Origin of the sequence: Anaerocolumna cellulosilytica, from assembly GCF_014218335.1 — a bacterium.
Classification (GTDB): Bacteria; Bacillota; Clostridia; order Lachnospirales; family Lachnospiraceae; genus Anaerocolumna; species Anaerocolumna cellulosilytica.
The window spans coordinates 4,277,155-4,294,002 of the sequence record NZ_AP023367.1 but is presented as its reverse complement, the minus strand read 5'-3'; the positions used below and the strand labels follow the sequence as shown (position 1 = coordinate 4,294,002).

Annotated in this window: 15 protein-coding genes; 14 read left to right on the top strand and 1 reads right to left on the bottom strand. The window is 36.3% G+C overall.

Annotated features, from left to right (window positions below; all coding sequences use genetic code 11):
• The first annotated feature begins 96 nt into the window (after positions 1-96).
• The 10 genes from acsn021_RS17810 to acsn021_RS17750 all read left to right on the top strand — a co-directional run bounded on the left by acsn021_RS17810 (position 97) and on the right by acsn021_RS17750 (position 12,600).
• On the top strand, positions 97-921 hold the full coding sequence (locus acsn021_RS17810; RefSeq protein ID WP_184092375.1) for a transketolase: 825 nt from the start codon (positions 97-99) through the stop codon (positions 919-921).
• Positions 914-1,846 (top strand): transketolase family protein, encoded by a 933-nt coding sequence (locus tag acsn021_RS17805; protein WP_184092374.1) that lies wholly within the window; start codon positions 914-916, stop codon positions 1,844-1,846. Before acsn021_RS17810 ends, acsn021_RS17805 begins: the two co-directional genes overlap by 8 nt.
• Positions 1,843-3,327 (top strand): FGGY-family carbohydrate kinase, encoded by a 1,485-nt coding sequence (locus acsn021_RS17800; RefSeq protein WP_184092373.1) that lies wholly within the window; start codon positions 1,843-1,845, stop codon positions 3,325-3,327. The genes acsn021_RS17805 and acsn021_RS17800 overlap by 4 nt, the downstream gene beginning before the upstream one ends.
• Before the next feature lie 229 nt (positions 3,328-3,556).
• A complete protein-coding gene (locus acsn021_RS17795; protein WP_184092372.1) occupies positions 3,557-4,960 on the top strand; it encodes a GNAT family N-acetyltransferase in 1,404 nt (467 codons plus the stop codon).
• An 84-nt stretch (positions 4,961-5,044) separates the two neighbouring features.
• Entirely contained in the window at positions 5,045-5,746 is a 702-nt protein-coding gene (locus tag acsn021_RS17790) for a response regulator transcription factor (RefSeq protein ID WP_184092371.1), read from the top strand.
• Positions 5,747-5,911: 165 nt separating this feature from the next.
• A complete protein-coding gene (locus acsn021_RS17785) occupies positions 5,912-6,781 on the top strand; it encodes a GNAT family N-acetyltransferase (RefSeq protein ID WP_184092370.1) in 870 nt (289 codons plus the stop codon).
• Positions 6,782-7,406: 625 nt separating this feature from the next.
• Positions 7,407-8,201, top strand: coding sequence for a hypothetical protein (locus tag acsn021_RS17775; protein ID WP_184092369.1), 795 nt, complete (start codon positions 7,407-7,409; stop codon positions 8,199-8,201).
• A 2,132-nt stretch (positions 8,202-10,333) separates the two neighbouring features.
• Positions 10,334-11,173, top strand: a complete 840-nt coding sequence (locus acsn021_RS17760) for an MBL fold metallo-hydrolase (protein WP_184092368.1) — start codon at positions 10,334-10,336, stop codon at positions 11,171-11,173.
• Positions 11,174-11,319: 146 nt separating this feature from the next.
• Positions 11,320-11,688, top strand: coding sequence for a helix-turn-helix transcriptional regulator (locus acsn021_RS17755; RefSeq protein ID WP_184092367.1), 369 nt, complete (start codon positions 11,320-11,322; stop codon positions 11,686-11,688).
• A 36-nt stretch (positions 11,689-11,724) separates the two neighbouring features.
• On the top strand, positions 11,725-12,600 hold the full coding sequence (locus acsn021_RS17750) for a methionyl aminopeptidase (protein WP_184092366.1): 876 nt from the start codon (positions 11,725-11,727) through the stop codon (positions 12,598-12,600).
• 86 nt (positions 12,601-12,686) lie between these two features.
• Here acsn021_RS17750 and acsn021_RS17745 read toward each other — a convergent pair whose 3' ends face one another.
• Positions 12,687-12,881: a DUF6774 domain-containing protein gene (locus acsn021_RS17745; protein WP_184092365.1), complete on the bottom strand. Its 195-nt coding sequence runs from the start codon at positions 12,879-12,881 to the stop codon at positions 12,687-12,689.
• 360 nt (positions 12,882-13,241) lie between these two features.
• On the opposite strand from acsn021_RS17745, the gene acsn021_RS17740 reads away from it, so the two are divergent.
• The 4 genes from acsn021_RS17740 (at position 13,242) to acsn021_RS17725 (ending at position 16,793) form a co-directional block, all read left to right on the top strand.
• Positions 13,242-13,811 (top strand): NUDIX hydrolase, encoded by a 570-nt coding sequence (locus acsn021_RS17740; protein ID WP_184092364.1) that lies wholly within the window; start codon positions 13,242-13,244, stop codon positions 13,809-13,811.
• Between the two features lie 386 nt (positions 13,812-14,197).
• Positions 14,198-15,178 (top strand): ABC transporter ATP-binding protein, encoded by a 981-nt coding sequence (locus tag acsn021_RS17735; RefSeq protein WP_184092363.1) that lies wholly within the window; start codon positions 14,198-14,200, stop codon positions 15,176-15,178.
• Between the two features lie 45 nt (positions 15,179-15,223).
• Positions 15,224-16,015, top strand: a complete 792-nt coding sequence (locus acsn021_RS17730) for an ABC transporter permease (protein ID WP_184092362.1) — start codon at positions 15,224-15,226, stop codon at positions 16,013-16,015.
• Positions 15,999-16,793, top strand: a complete 795-nt coding sequence (locus tag acsn021_RS17725) for an ABC transporter permease (RefSeq protein ID WP_184092361.1) — start codon at positions 15,999-16,001, stop codon at positions 16,791-16,793. The genes acsn021_RS17730 and acsn021_RS17725 overlap by 17 nt, the downstream gene beginning before the upstream one ends.
• Positions 16,794-16,848 lie beyond the last annotated feature (55 nt).

Below are 16,848 nucleotides of genomic sequence, written 5' to 3'. Positions count from 1 at the left end.
GGGTATACGGGAAACTAACGTGATATGTAACAATGTCACCTGCAAAGTTGGTCAGTTCCCAACGTTTGCAGATTTTAGAAAGGGATGGTTATTAGAATGGAGAACTTAACAGCAAAGGCATTTGAGCTTCGCAAAACTGTTTTGCACATGATTTACCAGGCAAAGACCGGTCACATTGGCGGTGACTTTTCCGTTATGGATATTCTGGTTACCTTATACTATATACATATGAACGTGGCACCGGGCAGAGAAAAAGACCCGGACAGAGATAGGTTTATTCTTAGCAAAGGCCATTCCGTTGAATCTTTATATGCAGTTCTTTGTGACAAAGGTTTTTTCCCAAAGGAGGAGCTTCTGACATATTCTACGTACCTGTCAAAATATATTGGACATCCTAATAACAAGATAAATGGCATCGAGATGAATTCCGGCTCTCTTGGACATGGGTTATCGGTATCGGTTGGTATGGCACTTGCAGGGAAAAAAGACGGGAGGACTTACCGTGTATATACTGTAATGGGGGATGGGGAATTAGCAGAAGGTTCCGTTTGGGAAGGAGCCATGGCGGCAGGTCATTACAAGTTGGATAATTTGTGTGCGGTTGTAGACAGGAACCGCTTGCAAATATCAGGCAGTACGGAAGATGTTATGTCCCATGATAATCTGGAGAAACGTTTTGCAAGCTTTGGATGGTATGTAATCCATGCAGAGGGTAACTCTATAAAATCTTTGGATGAGGCTTTTATAAAAGCAAAGGAAACTAGGGGAATGCCCACAGTCATTATAGCAGATACCACAAAGGGATACGGAGTATCCTTTATGGAGAATAAAGCAGGATGGCATCATAAGGTGCCGACAGAGCAGGAGTTAAGAGCAGGGCTTGAGGAACTTGAGGAGAAAAGGAGGGCTGCAAATGAATAAAATACCAAATCGCCAGGTAATATGTGATGTACTAGTGGAGGAAGCGAAGAAGGATAAGGATATTGTTGTCTTATGCAGTGACTCCAGAGGCTCTGCTTCCTTAGCACCTTTTGCAGATACTCATCCGGAGCAGTTTGTAGAAGTTGGTATTGCAGAGCAAAGTTTGGTGAGTATTGCAGCCGGTTTGGCAAGCTGTGGGAAAAAAGCCTATGCAGCATCCCCCGCCTGCTTTCTAAGTACCAGAAGCATGGAACAGGCAAAGGTTGATGTAGCTTATTCAAACACCAATGTAAAGCTGATTGGTATTAGTGGTGGAGTTAGTTATGGTGCACTGGGAATGACTCACCATTCAGCTCAGGATATTGCTATTATGGGGTCTATTCCAAATATGCGCGTTTATCTGCCAAGTGACAGACATCAGACTAAATGTCTTATAAAAGCATTGCTTTCAGATGAAAAACCGGCATACATCCGTGTTGGACGTAATCCTGTAGAGGATGTATATTCACCAGAAGATACTTCTTTTGTTATGAATAAGGCTACCGTTTTAGCAGAGGGCAGTGATGTACTGGTTGTTGCCTGCGGAGAAATGGTCAGACCGGCTCTTGACGGGGTAAACCTGCTAAAGGAAAAGGGAGTGAAGGCAGCACTTCTTGACATGTATTGTATTAAACCATTTGATGAAGTTACTTTCTTAAAATATCTCAATGAAGTAAAGGCGGTAGTAACTGTAGAAGAGCATACATATCTGGGAGGGCTTGGCAGTCTGGTAAGCCAGATAACAGCAAGGGAGAATCCCAAAAAGGTAATGAATCTGTCCTTACCGGATGAACCTGTTATTACAGGTAATTCAAAGCAGGTATTTGACTATTATAATCTAAATGCGCAGGGAATAGTCACAGCCGTCATGGAGTTACTGGTATGAGTGAACAATATATTCTAGGAATTGACCAAAGTACGCAGGGTACTAAGGCAGTACTCTTAAATCATAAAGGGGCCATTGTATGCCGTACAGACCTTTTGCACCGGCAGATTATAAATGATAAAGGCTGGGTATCCCATGACGGAGATGAAATATATAAGAATGTCATACAATTAATTCCCAAGTTACTTGAAAAAGCGCAGGTAAGTAAAGAAGCGATTGCCGGGGTTGGTATCAGTAATCAGCGGGAAACGACGATTCTTTGGGATAAACCTACTGGAAAACCGCTTTCTACTGCTGTAGTATGGCAATGCGCAAGAGCACAGGAAATTACAGAAAGACTTAAGGAGTTAGGATACGGCAGTAGAATACTAAGAAAAACAGGGCTTCCCCTATCACCTTATTTTCCGGCAGCAAAGATGTCCTGGCTGATATCTAACGTATTAAAGAAGGAGCAGTTTTATAAAGACTATTGTATTGGCACTATGGACAGTTATCTGGTATATCGGCTCACGGGCGGGAAAGTGTATAAAACGGATTGTTCCAATGCTTCCCGTACCCAACTTATGAATTTAAAGACTTTAAACTGGGATGAAGAAATTTGTTCCCTGTTTCAGGTAGATAAGGATAGGCTTCCGGAAATAACGGATTCTGACGGGGATTACGGAGTAACAGACTTTGAGGGGTATTTGAATCATCCCGTTCCGATTCGGAGTATTATGGGGGATTCTCATGGCGCTTTATATGCCCAATGCTGTTATGAGCATGGTATGGTGAAGGCAACCTATGGAACCGGTTCGTCTATTATGATGAACGTTGGTGATACCCCTATATTTAGCAGAAACGGTCTGGCTTCTTCTGTGGCATGGAGAATTAGCGGCAAGGTAAATTATGTACTGGAAGGTAACTTAAATTATTCCGGAGCGGTAATCACCTGGCTAAAGGATGATGTTAAATTAATTGCTTCCCCGAAAGAGACAGAAGAACTGGCATGGGGGGCAAATCCCAAAGATTCTACCTACTTTGTACCTGCTTTTTCAGGACTTGGAGCTCCTTATTGGGATTCCAAAGCAAAAGCCGGCTTTTGCGGTATGACCCGTATAACTGGGAGAAATGAGATGGTTAAAGCAGTTCTTGACAGCATTGCATATCAGATTAATGATGTAGTACGTGCTATGGAGGAGGATGCTGGCATTCCTGTACAGGAAGTAAGAGTGGACGGAGGTCCCACAGGAAATAAATATTTAATGCAGTTTCAAGCTGATATTCTTGGAAAAACCATTCGTATACCCCAAGTAGAGGAATTATCCGTGCTCGGTTGCAGTTATCTGGCAGGCGTAACTCTTGGAGTCTTTCGCTCTGGTTGTTTGTCTGATAATATAACCTATGAAGGATACCAGCCGGAACTTGCGGAAAGTGCACGAGAACAAAAAATAAATGGCTGGTTAGAGGCAGTCGGAAGAAACCGGTCAAATACTCATTAATAGATACAAGGTACAGTAAAATAATATAAATAATGCACTTACCAATGTCTGAAACTTGACTTGGCAGGTGCATTATTTTCTTTTAAGAGAAACTTAAGTTGTCACAGAAATAAGAATCCACTATACTAAGAATAAATAACAATGGATAGGATTAGAATGTCAAAAGTCCTAATCCTTATAATACTAGAGAAGGAAAGGAACAAGATATCTTTCACTTGTTGGGAATATTATGGAAATAACAATTGCAAAGAAATCAGATGCAGCAGATATTGTAGCTGTTTTAGATGAAGTAACTCTTACTTTGTTAGAAAAGGAAATAAATCAATGGGCATATCCCTGGTATTGTTTTGACATAGAGAAGGAAATAGAGAGAGGATACCAGTATATTGTTAAAGAGGCAGATAAAATCATAGCAGTATTTTCAATAAAACCCGTAGAACAAGGTTCATTAAATAAAGATATATTAAATGGCATTGGTGATATCAATGTTAAAAAGAGCTGTTGCCTTTATCGTATGGCAGTTCTTCCGGGGAATCAGGGACAGAACATTGGTAAGGCTATCTGTCGGTTTGTTATGGAGTTAAGTAAAAAAGAAGGTTTGAGATTCTTTTTAGAATGTTCAGAACAGAATGAATACTTAAACAGATTTTTTAGAAAAGCAGGTTTTTATTATCTTAAAAACGTATCTAAGGGAGTAGAATCTGTTAGTGTTTATTCGTTTTCATCTGAGGATACGCAGGTAAGAAACCGCGTTAAGAATACAGTAAAGGAAAAGAAAAAGCCAATCATTACTATATTGGCATCCGCCATGTGCCTTTTGGCAATCGCATTGCTATTTGCAATTACCAGCCAATATCAAAAAAGTAAGGTAGAATTTCGTCCGGGAATTACGGTAGGGGATTATACTTATTGGTTAAATGATACGTATGTGTTAAACGATATACCGCTGGGTTTTAAATCAGTCGGAACGGTAGAGGCGATAGTTCGTAATAAATGGCCTGATACGAATCTAGAGGCAGTGGGATTACCAGATAGCTGTATTGGTGAGGAAGTGTATTTGGGAAATCAAGACATGAATATTCTGATATTTCAGGAAGAACAAAAAAAATACCTGTATTTTGAGCGGTTTTTTGAAAATCAGAATTACAGCAATGGTTTTTATCAGTATCTCCTTACCAAATGTACCAGAAAAAAAGTGGCTCCTATAAAAGAGATAGACGCATCCTATTCTAAGGAGGAGGCTCTGGCAGATGGATGTCCTGTGTTTCAGGGAGATAAGGTGACTGGACAGGAATTCATAGACACCTTTATGCAGAGAACAGAAAAAGGCAAAAAGGGGTTTTTACGGATGATGCTATTGACAGACGGGGAAACGAAATCTTACTTTATGGATGTGTTTTATGATGGCGAGAATTATTTTATCTTCTATTCGGACAATCCGGACGAAATGAATCTTAGATACACATACCTTTTTAAGTTAGAGGAATCCAAACAATTTAATGAAGGTAATCCTAAAGTGCTGGTAATGACAAATAAGAAGGATTTAACCTTGGATGAGATTTATGAGGCTTATTTAAGCAGTCAGTTTATAGCAAGCAAACCTTATCATGTACTGTTTACCTATACCGACTAATTCATATTTAGCATGTCCCTAAAAAAGCCTGCAATATGCACGAGAGTATAAGTAGCAATCATTAAAAAACAAGGAAGCATAGAAATGTATGAAATATTAATAATTGAAGATGATAAAGCGCTAAGCAATGGAATCAGACTTGCTCTGCAAAGAGAGGATTTGCATTTTATGCAAGTGAACAATCTTTTTGAAGCACGGAACGAGTTAAACCGCACGCAGTATGATTTAATTCTATTAGACATCAACCTTCCCGATGGAAATGGCTTTATATTTCTGGAAGAAATCAGATGTCTTATGCAGGTGCCTATTATAATCCTTACGGCCTGTGACATGGAGACGGACATTGTAACAGGACTTGAGTTAGGGGCGGATGATTACATAACTAAGCCCTTTAGTTTAATGATACTCCGGGCAAGAGTCAATACGCAGTTAAAGAGAGGAACTGTACCCAAAGACAACAACTTTATACAGATGGATGAATTTCGGTTTGATTTTGATACCATGGAGTTTTTTAAGAGGGGGGAAGTGCTGAATTTAAGCCGTATAGAACAAAAGTTGTTAAAAGTACTGGTTTTTAATAAGGGACGTACCCTGACCAGAAACCAGCTTATGGATAAACTTTGGATGGAAGAAGCGCCAGATGAGTACCAGAAAAAGTATTGTGGAACGGCTAAGGGAGGCCGAGTAATCTCTGATTTTTATTGGCATCATTCGTGTCAAGGCAACTTGTCGCCATCTGGTTTTTTAGAGGAAATTGGTAGAAAAGTAATTTATTCAATACTATAATAGACAGGTAGAAAAAAGAAAGTATGCCACATAGATATGTTTTCAACTGTTCTATTTGTGGCAGTATCACAGGAAAACCTGGGATATGCAGAGGATTAAGTTTGAATAAAAAATATTCAACCCCTTGATTTGTACGCGACCCAAGGGCGCAGATAGGAGCTAAATATGGATGTAAGAAAAGTTATTAGTGAAGATATAACGATATTGGCAGAATTTGCAGCAAGTATCAACAAAGAGAAAGAACATAGAATAGCTTATCTTGGAACTGATTATAATTCAGTTTTAGAATATTTTATAGAGATGCAAGAAGACGAACAAAGTAATATATTCGTTTTGTCAGAGGGTGGCAAGCTGATAGGAGTAGTGGGTGCCGATTGTTGTCTTGATAACAACTCAATAGAAATGGTAGGACCATTTATAGACAAAAATTTTACTCAAGACCAGGAAAGCGATGTAAAAGCATGCATGAAAGCTTTAGTGGAGACCGTAATTACGGAATATCCGTATTTTCGCTATTGTTTTTTTCTGGGCAGCAGTAACCGGTTAGCAGAAGAGTGTTTACGGGATATGGGTGCAGAGTACCGAGGCTCTGATTATGTAATGGAGCTGTTGTCAGAGGATTTTAGGCCAAGTCTTAACGGCAAACCGATATTTTATGAAGATAGCTATAAGGAGGCTATCATCAAGCTTCATGACAGTGTATTTCCAGGTACGTATTATAATGGGTGTACTTTAATACAAATGTCTGAAGAGGAAGAGTATCGCATTCTCCTAGAGGTTAAAGACGATAAAACGGTAGGTTATATTTTTTATAATGTTGCTGATCCTTACATTGAGTTTTTAGGGGTTGATAAGGATTACCGTAACCAAGGTATCGCATCCTCCTTATTGTCCCGCGCAATTGCGGAGATGCTACACGATAACGCTGCTGAAGATTTAACCCTGTGTGTGTCCGCTGACAATAAATCAGCGATAACCTTGTATCAAAAAGTAGGTTTTAAAATAAATGAGGAAAATCATAGTTACCTGTTATAAGTAAGCCGACATGTTGCTAAATGATACATAGAACTGAGGGCATTTCTCATGTGTTAAGATATCGAAGTATTATGACACTATAGGGGAGATAGACTACATCATAGTGTAGTGGTACTTATCCACATCTGTAAAGATAATCATCTGCTCACACTTGTTAGAACGTTCCATAGAAGTTCTTCTGTAATACTCCTTTTTTTCATTTCTTACAATCAAAGATGCCTTTGTTTCCAAGAAATGATGCAGTTCGGATGGGATTATCATTATCAGAACTTAATAAATGTTTTATATCAATGAAAACTATTTTTATAAGAGCCATTTAAAGACTGATGGTAATGGAATTTGAAAATAGAGTGAGAAGGAAGTGTATTCCGATTTTGATAGAAAGTAGCATAGTAGGAGGCAATGGAGGAGCAATGTAAATAAAATTAAATAAGAATCTTTTCATTCCACGTTGTATAATATTATTTCGCATACTCGCATACTATAAAATGTGTTATTTGGATAATCATGTAATAACGGAGGAAACATGTAATAACGGAGGAAACAACTGTTGACATTTACCAAAATATGGTATAAAATGTCATAATTATGATATGTGAAATAAATACTTAAAAGGAGAATTTTAATGAAAACAAAAGTTATAAGTATTATTATGACTTGCATCGTACTGGCATCTCTATTTGTTATGCCAGTTAGTGCATCAGCAACACTTAGTGTGGATAAGCAACTAGAAAGAAAAGGATATCCAGCCGATGTAATTAGTACTATGTGTGATGAAGTTAAAAATGAAATTATTAGCCATCCAGATTCTAGATATGCTGGTTCTACTACAGTTAGTGGTGATATGGAATCAACAATATCCAAGAATCAGATTATTCCTTATGGTACTATACCTTCTGCAGATTTGCGTTTAACTTTTACAGGCACAACTTACAAAGAAAATGGGTATAAAATTTTATGGGTTACTCTTAACTACGATTGGGAAAAACATATCATGTGGTATTTAACAGACCAGATTGGAATTACATGGGATAGTTCAAAATTCCAGGTAGTTGATGGAGCATATGGTTTCGTTAATAATTGGTATAATTTTACTGGATATAATACATGGACTCGTGTAGTAGATAATAATTACGATGCACGTGAATTAAATGCAGCTAACATAATTGGAGATATTGATTTAAAAATGGAGTCTCCAGTACCTTATAACAATAGAGGTTATGCTTATGTAAAACTTAGAGTAAAAGATGGAGTAACAGCTCCTACGAGCACTCAAGCATTTGGAAAATATGGGCATAATACTATAGTACCAACCATATCTTTAACAATTGATTCATCTGGACTTGGCATCTCTGCTTCTGGAGCGGCTACGGTTGATACATTAGCAATATCTAAAACATTTTCGACTACTTGGAATTGATGATTACATAAAAGTCTCATATCATTGTTATAAGATATGAGACTTTGCTATGCAAAAGCGTTACTGCTTAAAGCTATACTTATTAACAGTTAAGTATTATTTTTGTGTTCAGTAGAAAAGAGATAGAAAAAATTCCATTATTTGCAGTTTCTGCTTGCTTATGGTATTATTAATATCATAAAAATAATAACATTAAAGAAAGAAATCCTAGATTAATAATTATCACAATTATTTTATTTAATATAGAATAATAGTTTCTAAAGATGTTAAGCAATTGGTCCGGTCTACCATAAGATTAGGAGGTAATTAGTGCTATTTTAAAACTATAGAAATTTTGAGAGGGGGGGATATAATAAAAAAAATATTAATAATTGCAAAAATAGTAATAGTTCCTTGCGGTATTTTATTATTGCTATCTTGGCTATTTATCTATAATTATGATTATATAAACATACCTACTACAGTTATAAATACAAAATCTTACGACATATTTTTAGCATTTACATTTATACTACCCATTATCTTATTTGTTATTGGTGTCATTATTATTATTAAAGAAAAATCGAATAAAAAATCGAGATTAATAAAATCTATACTAATCATATTAGTTATTAATTTACTTGTTTTTGCTTATAATAGAAATGAAACAATATATTATACACAAAGTTATATTAGTCAAAAGCAAAAAGTGAATGAAAATTATTATCTTTATTCTTCTGATGGTACAAAATTTAGGTGTCCTAAAAAAATATATATTACAATAATTCCTGAAAAGGAATATATTTTAACTTTTCGCAGTAACAAATTATTACACTACTATAAAAAAATTGTAGACTCGACAGAAATTGAAAAATATTAGATATATCCACAAATGGTGTCATCTACATCTTTAAGTTTCAGCCACTGAAATTAAAATAGTTTATACGTAATATCAGAATGAAGCTCTGTGAAACCTGAAAATTATATTTTCATAAGGGTAAAAGAAGTCTGCCTAGTAGTCATATCTTTTACATACATGTAGTCGATTCCTGATATATACAACTTGCGTTTCTTAACGACCTGGGGAATAATGGTGGATTTACAATTATTCTATTTTTTAGTAAGTATTTCTGCATGTTAGAATAGAATATTTAAATAATCGACCATTTTCCAAAAAAGATTACGCACTAAATCGTCTAATCTCATTATATTAGATGGTAAATATTCGTGCCCAAAATCTGAATATCTACTCCATTTCCAACTAGTAATGTTTTCACGTATACCCCCATCTGTTTGAGCCTATATTGAACCATTACAACTACATATTGACGCAGTGATTCTTTATATATTGTTCTATGTACCGTAAGTGCATCAAAAGAAGGAGTTTTTCCATAACCCACTAAAAATGGTATTCTTCCCTATGGTACAACAGGGAGGAAATTCTTATGAGTAAAACAGATTCCATGGTATTATGGAGAAGCAAAATTCAAAACAGAAAACTCAGCTGTCCGAATGTGAATGAATGGTGCGAGTGAGACGGTATATTACTGGTACCGCAGTTTGAAAGAAATCAAGGAAAAGCAAGGTGATGATATCGGAAATATTTTTGGAACCAACTCCAATACTTCCTGTAGAAAATGTGATAAGACCAGAAATCTTAATTGTATGGAAACATTTTTCTATTTGTGTTTCCGACATTTGGATTACTACTAGAACTAAAAGAAGTTATAAAAATATCTGATGACTACTCAATTATTGAAAATAAAGTAGTGAAAAAATGAACCTATTATAAAAAAACTTTTGTCTTATCCCCAAAAAGCATATTCACAATTTTATACTGAAAATATATTAGATAAGCCCTTAATGGAGCATATCATGAATTTGTACCAAAGAAGAGTGAATATGGAAGATTTTCTTAAGACATCATATGCATTTATTCATGCCAATCATGTAGAAATCATAAAGAAGTGTGGTTGATTCTGCTGATATAAAATATCTGGAAGAAATGGATTCCCTATACTTGTTTCTCTACAAACAATGAGGTGGCATTCTGATATAAATTAGGTTAAGTTGTTAATAACCATTTAATTTAACTGCTTATATTAGATAGGAGAAGATTTAAGTTAGAGAAAGTCACAGAACGTATATATTATATGAGGAACGATAACCAAAAGGAAAGACCGGTACTAGGTGTTGTGGTAGGTGACAAAGGCTGCTTAGTAATTGATGCCGGTAATTCCCCGAAGCATGCCAGAGAGCTAAAGAAGGAGCTTATAAAATACAACTTACCGGAGGTAACTTATATTGTAATCACTCATTACCACTGGGATCATTCGTTTGGTCTGACAGAATGGCAGGTGCCGGCTATTGGCAATGCCATAAGCAATGAAAAATTAAAAGCGTACAGGCAATTAAGTTACGATAATACGTCTTTAGAAAAGGCAGCAAATCACTATTTTACACAACACGGCATAGACTGTATAAAATCAGAGATTGACAACAGAGATAGTTTCAAACCCGTTGGTTTAGACCTCATATATTCGGGTGAATTGTTAATTGACTTAGGCGGTATCACCTGTCAGGTAAGACAGGTGCAAAGTTCTCACACCTGTGATTCTACAATTGTATATGTACCGGAAGAAAAAACGGTCTTCTTAGGAGACTGTGCATATGGGCATACGAGTAAGGGATATAATTATTACAATCAGGAAACTATGTTTCCTATGTTTGACCTAATTTTAGAGTATGAGGCGGATTATTATGTATGTTCTCATGAATCCATTTGTACCAGAGCTGAAATGGTGGAGTATTATGATAGTCTTAAAATGGGGGCAGACATAGCAGGAAGGGCTAAAAATATGGAGGAAGCTAAGGCTTTGTATAAAGATACTTACCAGCGAGAGCCCTCGGAGGACGATCTCTTTTTTATTCGTAGCTTTGGTATAGGAGAAGGGTTTGGAAGAATCGGAAGTATGGAACGAGAGATCTATTAACCTCTGTATTGCTATTTGTAAGGTAATCTGCCATAATACAATTAAAAAGTAAGAAGTAAACCTTTTGCAAAAGTCAAAAACATTGCAAGTGATATCAAATATTATTTTATGATTGATGTTATAATACCAGGGAAGGAGTGGTTACTTTGTCAGTTCAGGTTATTGAATCTATGGTGGAATGGATTGAAAACAATATAACAGAGAATCCTACGCTTACGGAATTATCCGGTTATATAGGATATTCACCGTATTACTGTTCTGCAAAATTCCATGAAACAGTGGGTATTACAATGAAACAATACATAGCAAAAAGAAAACTTAGTCTTGCTGCTATCGAAGTAAAGAATACCAAGTATCGTTTCCTGGACATTGCTTTAAAGTATGGATTTTCTTCACAGGAGGCATTTACCAGGGCATTTGTAAAAGCCTATAATTGTACACCATTCCAATACAGAAAAGGACCGACAGTGATAAAGCTTTATTTAAAGCCGTTACATTTGCCGGTACGCAGGTAGAAGTAGAATATTATGAAAGAAATGGGTGGATAGGCAATGGAAAAGAAGATTGGTAAAAATGATGCATGCTGGTGTGGCAGTGGTAAGAAATATAAATTCTGCCATGCAGCCTTTGATGATAAGCTTTCAGAGTTCGAAAGAAAGGGGCATATAATCCCCCCCAGGAAGATAATAAAAAATCAAGAACAGATAGAAGGTATAAAAGAAAGCTGTAAGATAAATATTGCTGTGCTTGACTATGTGGCAGATAACATAAGAGCTGGTATGTCTACCGAAGAAATAAATCGTTTGGTTAATGAGAAAACCACCGAATTAGGTGGTATTCCGGCTACGCTAGGATATAACGGCTACCCTAAAAGTGTATGTACATCTATAAATAATCAAGTTTGTCATGGAATCCCTTCCGAGGAGGTTATACTAAAAGATGGAGACATTGTTAATGTTGATGTGTCGACTATCTATAAGGAGTATTTTTCTGATTCTTCCAGGATGTTTTGTATTGGCGAAGTGAATGAGGATAAAAAGAAACTGGTTGAAGTAGTAAAGGAATGTATTGAACTTGGTTTGGAACAGGTAAGACCATGGGGGTTTCTAGGTGATATGAGCCAGGCAGTACATGAACATGCACAGAAAAATGGTTATACGGTTGTAAAAGAAATTGGCGGTCATGGTGTCGGACTTGAATTCCATGAAGAACCCTGGGTTGGCTATACTGGTAAAAGAGGAACCGATATGTTGCTGGTACCGGGAATGATATTTACCATAGAGCCTATGGTAAATATAGGAAGTGCGGATATATTTATAGATGATACAGACGACTGGACCGTGTTTACTCAAGACGGTTCTCCCTCCGCCCAGTGGGAAATCATGGTTCTGGTAACAGAAGAAGGGTACGAGGTTTTAGCATACTAAAGTTAAGTAAACGAACTCTATAACTTTCAAAGAAGTAAACGAAAGTCATAGAGTTCGTTTTATGTTCAATAGCCAGTTTTTTATAGTTAGGTAAGGGGGGCTGTGGATTTATTGGAAGCTTTGTCATCACTACATAGTTGTTCCTGAGCTAAAATAGTCGTAAGGGTATCCCCTAGTTGAGTGAATACGGCTGCAATTACAGCCAATTCGTCTTCGCTGTAACATTGGGACATAGTACAGGCTACAGCAGTGACAAATGTAACAAGTTCACACGATTGCATGTTAACTCCAATCTGTGTGCCTAGTGCATACTCTGGTTGCACTTACACACATAAAAAGTAATACCAACATAAACTCCCTTTTGTACGCTTGGGTGTACGTAACAATCAGGATGGTGAAATTGCTTTTTATTTACATGATTACCTCTAATATATGCCTTTAGAGAAATAAATTGCTTACAAATTAAATACAGGATGTGCCAAAAACAAATAACTTGACATAAAAAGTAAGATATAGTACTTTATAGTAAATGAAAGTGAAAGGTTGGTTTTTCACGGGAAACCTGTTGGTTTTGTTTTTATAATATCATAAAAATAGGGTAAAAACAACTAATCATATGCCTTGGAAAGTGAAGAGATAAGATGGAGAAAAGCCTGTATCAAAGAATCGATGCTTATAAGCCATGGAATGAGCAGGAAGAAAAGGATAAGCGCGGTATACTGAATTTTATCGGGCTGTATGACAACTGCTTATTACGGGATAATGAGATTGCGCATATAACAAGCTCGGCCTGGATTGTCAATAAGGAACGAACGAAGGTTTTAATGGTCTACCATAATCTTTATGACAGTTGGGCCTGGACTGGCGGGCATGCCGATGGAGAAAGTGATTTGCTTAAAGTTGCTATAAAAGAGGCAAGAGAAGAAACAGGCATTGTATCCATAACACCAGTCATGGAAGAGATATTTTCTTTAGAAACTCTTTGTGTAAATGGCCATATGAAAAGGGGGTGCTATGTATCCTCCCACCTTCATATGAATGTTACATATCTGCTAGAAGGTGACGAGATGGAGCAACTTAAGGTGAAAGCAGATGAAAATAGCGGAGTGCAATGGGTAAAGATGAATGAATGCATTGCCATTACCAGTGAAGTATGGATGAGGGATATTTATGATAAGTTAAATCAAAAGTTAAGTCTGTACGAGAGATAGGCAGGAATAGGAAAAAAAGGCTTGCACTGGTCAAGATAGTATGCTATACTTATTCGAAATTACAGTTTAAGGAGAAAATAATATGTTACAGATAATGGTCCAATCACATAGACTATTTAGCGTCATTATAGAATGTTGATACTTGCAACTAGGGAAGAAGTGTAGATGCAGGTAGAACATTCTATTTGTGTCTATGCGGAGAATTATCTGAACTTATATACAACCGCATGGAATAATATTTTTAGTAATCTAAAATATTATCCGAGCGGTTTTTTTATTTTCTGAAACAGCTGGTTTTTCGTTTCTGTTATAAAAAATAATAGGCTCATATGAAACGTATTATATTGCTATAAAAATGATACAAAATTGAAAAGGAGGAAAGTAGGTTGGGAGCAATTAAAGTAAGTAATTTATCAAAGACTTTTCGGGTAAAAGTAAAAGAAAAAGGGTTAAAAGGCAGTGTGAAAGCTATTTTTAAACCGGTTTACAAAACTGTAAAGGCTGTAGATGATATCAGCCTTCAGGTTGAAAAAGGAGAACTGCTGGCCTTTATTGGACCTAATGGAGCTGGTAAAAGTACTACAATTAAGATGTTAACAGGTATCCTTTATCCAGATAAGGGATACATATCCGTTATGGATATTTGCCCAACTAAGAAACGTAAAAGGTTAGCTTACAAAATTGGTACTGTATTTGGCCAGAAGGAGCAGCTATGGACGCATTTAACGCCATATGATAATTTTAAATTTTTTGGTGCTATTTACGATTTAACCGATGGAGAAATTGAAACAAGAATTAAAGAATTAAAGGAGAGCTTTGAACTGGATGAAATCATGAATACGCCTGTTAGAAACCTGTCCTTAGGTCAAAGAATCCGTTGTGAAATCGTAGCTTCCTTGATTCACAGACCGGAGGTACTATTTTTGGATGAACCAACGATTGGCTTAGATCCGGTAGTAAAGGAAAATATCCGTGAACTGATTAAGAAAATGAATAAGGAGTATAACACAACCATTTTTTTGACAAGTCATGATATCGGAGATATTGAAAAGCTTTGCAAGCGTATTGTTATTGTAAATCACGGTCATATTGTTCTGGATGATAGTATGGACAATATAAAATATCATTATCTGAATAAAAAGATAGTTGAACTAAAGCTAAAAGAGACAGGGGAGTTGCCGACGGCTTCAGGGATTACTTTGTTAAAAAGCAAAGGAAGTAATGTAAGATTAGAGATTGATACTACCAAGATTAGTATTAGTGAAGTGCTGAAACGTATTGATGCAGATAACATGATAGATATTACCATTTCGAATATACCGCTTGAAAATATTATAACGGAAATCTATAAAGCTAGTGTGAAGTAAAAGGCAGTTTCACACTGATATGTTAAAACGTAAAGGAGGATGGGTTTGAGGAAATATTTGTATATCTATAAAGCAACCTTATTGGAAAAGTTACAATACATTATGAATATAGTATTAGGTTTTATTAGTTTCTTTGTAATGCTTTTTATTTTTGTTAATTTGTGGAATTACATATATGCAGATTCCACACAGCTAATCAGCGGTTATAGCAGAACACAAATGATTTGGTATGTTATTATAACCGAAACGTTATGGTTTGGTACTAGAACCTCTACCTTGACAAACCAGGTAAGCCAGGATATAAAGAGCGGAACCATTGCCTATGGTATGAATAAACCCTATAACTATATGTATTTTGTTATTGCAAAACACTTTGGAGAAATAACCTTTCAGTTTTTTTTATTTTTAATAGCAGGCGCAGTTGTTGGAGTTTTATTTCTGGGTGGTTTACCAGGGTTTAACTGGATGTATTTACCTTTCTATATCCCGGTCTTCTTTTTAGGAATACTAATCAACAGTCTGATAAGGCTGCTTATCAGTATCTTCTCCTTTTGGATAGAAGATTCCGGTCCTTTTCATTGGATATATAATAAGTTGATTATTGTTGTAGGAACATTGTTTCCGGTTGAAATATTTCCTTTCTGGTTGCAGCCCATTATCCGAATTTCACCAATTTTTGTAGTAACCTATGGGCCTGCCAAGCTGGTAATTGACTTTTCTATAGAGAAACTTTTTAAGGTGTTAACTGCCCAGACAGCCTACTTGGTTGGCTTGGTCTGTCTGTTGGCTTTTTTTTATCAGAGAGGGGTGAAGAAAGTAAATGTTAATGGAGGCTAGAAATCAGTTAAAAGTTATTTTATTATCCGTAAAATATAATATTATGCGGGAAATGACCAACCGAACTACATTTGTAACCAATATATTCTTTATGATATTAAATAACAGCACCTTTATTGTACAATGGCTTATTTTATTCCGTCTGAAAAATAATGTGGGGGGCTATGCTTTTGATGAAGTAATGACCCTGTGGGGCTTTGGAGCAAGTACCTTTGGTATAGCACACATTTTTTTTAGAAAAGCCTTTGAACTGCCGGATTTGATAATAAATGGAAAACTGGATGCATTCTTAGTGCAGCCAAAGAGTGTTTTATTAGGGGTAATAACCTCAGCAACCAGTACCTCTGCTATTGGAGATGTAATATATGGATATATTATTCTGGTGGTTTTTAATTTCTCTATACGTAATTTATGCTTCTTTACTTTATTTACTATTACCGGAGGCATTATACTTACTGCCTTTGCGGTAATTACTGGCAGCCTGTCCTTTTGGCTTGTTAGGGCAGATATTCTAAGCAATAATTTAATGAATGTCATGGTTTCTGTCTCTACGTATCCAGACGGAATATTTAAAGGAATTGTGCGGTTATTGTTATATACGGTAATTCCTACCGGGTTTGCAGTGTATCTGCCGGTTAGGCTTATGGTACGCTTCAGGCTGGATTTACTGCTTGGGGTTCTGGGTTTTACGGCTGCCATATGTAGTCTGGCTGGACTTATATTTTATAAAGGACTAAAAAGATACGCATCGAGTAGTCTTATGAGTGCCAGAATATAAAAAATATCACGAGGACTGGTGTAATGGATAGTTCCACCCATGCACCAGTCTAATG